General features: G+C 79.3%; 1 protein-coding gene. It reads right to left on the reverse strand.

The window, feature by feature from the left end; translation table 11 throughout:
- Window positions 1-2844, reverse strand: a 2844-nt coding sequence (locus KIK08_RS38440; RefSeq protein ID WP_214408232.1) for an alpha-(1->3)-arabinofuranosyltransferase domain-containing protein, incomplete at its 3' end; no start/stop codon positions are given.
- Window positions 2845-2908 lie beyond the last annotated feature (64 nt).

Below are 2908 nucleotides of genomic sequence, written 5' to 3' on the forward strand. Positions count from 1 at the left end.
GACCGGCGGCGGGGCCAGCAGCGCGTCGAGGGCGGGGCCCGGGCGCGGCACCGCCGTCACCGCCACCTCGTACTCGGCGGGCACCGCGACGGTGAAGGCGCGGTCGAGCCCGAGCGGCTCCTCCGCGCCGCGCACCAGGGCCGGCGCGCAACGCACCGGCCCGGCCGTGCTCGTCACGCAGCCGGACCGGGCGGGGGTCGTGTCGAACGCGTAGGTCGAGACCCGCCGGTCGGGCACCGGGGTGACCAGCGTGCGCCGCACCACCGCGCCGGGCAGCGCCACCTCGGCCAGCCCGATCCGGGGGCCGCCGAAGGTGCCCGGCGACGGGTCGGCGGTGATCCGCAGCGTGCGGGTGGGACCGGGCGGCAGGGCCAGCCGCTGCGGCTCGGCCGTGCGCTGCAGCGGCACCACGTGCTCCCCCGCGTCGGTGCGCACCCGCACCCGGCTGGGTGTGCTCGGCACCGTCCCCGGGTCGAGGGTCACGGTCACCGCGGCCGCGCTGACCGGGGCGTCGAGGGTGACCTCCCACCACTGGGGATCGCCGCCCAGCAGCACCGCCGGGCGCCAGGCCGTGCCCGGGTCGCCGTCGAGGGCGGCGTAGGGCTGGTGCGCGACGCGGGCGCCGCCGATGCTGTCCGGGTCGGAGGCCGAGCTGGAGGCGCCCGGCACGCCGCCGGTGTAGCGCACCGACGACTCCTGGGCCGGCTGGTCGGGCAGCAGGTAGTCGCGGGCCGGGGCGTCCAGTCGCAGCGGGTCGCCCGGGGCCAGCGCGGCCCCGGCCGCGTCGGCGATCCGGCCGAACGTGCGCTCGCGGCGCACGAGGGCGTCGGACACGACGACGGGCGCGTCGGTGGCCACGGCCGGGTCGCCGGCGGCGATGGTGGGAGCCCCGTTCCACGGATCGCGGTCGGCGAGCGCGCCCACCGCGTCCGGGCCGCCGAGGACCGGGCGCACGCCCGGCAGCGGGGTCAGCGATGCCCTCGGCGCCGGGTCGGCCACCGCGAACACCTCCACGGCGGGGGCCGGGGTGGCGAGGGCGGCGTCGAGCACGATCCCCGGGAACGCGGTGCCGGTGTCGACCGGCGGGCCGAAGGCGCCGACCCGGGTCAGGCCGGGCGAGTCGGCCAGCGCGCGGCGCACCAGCGCGGTGCGGGTGGACCCGGCGCTCCCGGCGTCGAGGTCGTTGCGCACGACGAGGTGGCTGATGCCGGCGCGCGCCAGGTAGCTGGTCAGCCCCGCGCCGCCCTCGCCGCGGGCCAGCCGGTCCTCGACGACGTCGAGCATGCGGATGTAGCCGGCCGGGGTGAGCGGCACGGCGTTGCGCACGGTCCACGGCGACCCGGCCAGCGGCTGCAGCGGCTCGTCGGCGGGGCTGCCCCACAGGTAGACGCCGAACGAGGAGCCCGGCAGCAGCAGCGCTCGTCCGGCGGGGTCCAGCGCGGCCAGCGCGTCGGCGGTCTGCCGCCAGTAGTCGGGGACCTCCAGGTAGGAGCCGCTGGCGGCGAGCCTGCCGTCCAGCGCCGGGGTGGCCACGCCGAGCACGGCCAGCACGGCGACGACCGGCACCGCCGCGGCGACCCGCGCCCTGGCGCCGGCGCCGCGACGGGCGGCGCGCAGCGCCACGCCGAGCACGTGCGCCAGCCCGATGGCCAGCGGCAGGCGCAGCACGGGGTCGAACTTGTGCACATTCCGCAGCGGGGCCAGTGCGCCGTCCAGCGCGGCCCGCAGCGGGCCGGCGGCCAGCCCGTCGAACACGGCGCCACCCGCGGCGAGGTGGCCCGCGGTGAGCAGCACCAGGCCGGTGAGCGCGCCGAGCACCAGCCAGCGCCGGTGTGGCAGGTCAGCGCGGGTGAGCGCGGCCAGGCCCAGCGCGGCGAGCAGCACGCTGGCCAGCACCGGCAGCGCCTCGTGCAGCAGCGCGGACCCGGCGGGCCAGGTCGGCCCGGCCGGGGTGCCCAGCCAGGCCACCCACTGGGTCATCCCGCGCAGCGCCTGGGCCAGCTCGCCGGGCGCGGTGGTGGTGGACGCGGTCTCGATGTGGTCGAGGAACGGCGGGCTGTAGCGCCCGAGCAGCAGCAGCGGCCCGACCCACCAGGCGGTCGCCAGGGCGGTGCAGGCGGTCCACCAGACCATCAGCCGGCGCCGCCGCGGGCCGGGGGCGCGGGTCAGCAGCCACAGCGCGCCCAGCGGCAGCACCGCCGCGGTGGCCGCGGCGTTGACCCCGCCCACGCAGAACACGACGAGCCCGCCGGCCGCGCCCGCCCGCCGCGGTGACCCGCCGCGGCTGCCCACCACCAGGGGCACCAGCACCCACGGGGCCAGCGCCATCGGGAGCACCTCGATGGAGACCGCGCCGAGCGAGGACACCATCCGCGGGGCCAGCGCGTAGGCGACCCCGGCGACGATGCGGGTGGCGGGGGTGCCCACGCGCAGCTGCCCGGCCAGCACGACGACGCCCAGGAACGCCGCCGAGAGCAGCGTCGCCCACCACAGCCGCTGCACCACCCAGACCGGCGCGCCGAGCAGGTCGCCCAGCGCGAAGAACGGCCCCATCGGGAACAGGTAGCCGTAGGCCTGGTTCTGCACCTGCCCGGAGAAGCCCTCCGGCTCCCACAGCCGCAGCGCCCGCCCCAGGAAGGCCAGCGGGTCGACGAACAGGTCGAGCTTGGTGTCCGGGACGATCCGCCCCGGCTGCTGCCACAGCGCGAGCGCGACGAAGCCGAGGCAGACCGCGAGCAGGCGCATGCGGTGCACGACCCGCGACGGCGCCCGGTCGGGGACGGGGCGGGCGGGCCGGACGGCCGGCGCGCGGGCGACCGGCGGGGTCTCCAGGAGCAGGGCCACGGGTCAGGCGGTCCGGCCCGGGCGCGTCAGCTGCCGGCCTGCGCGCGCAGCGGCGCGGTGGCGT

Source organism: Pseudonocardia lacus, assembly GCF_018531445.1.
In the GTDB taxonomy this organism is placed as follows: Bacteria; Actinomycetota; Actinomycetes; order Mycobacteriales; family Pseudonocardiaceae; genus Pseudonocardia; species Pseudonocardia lacus.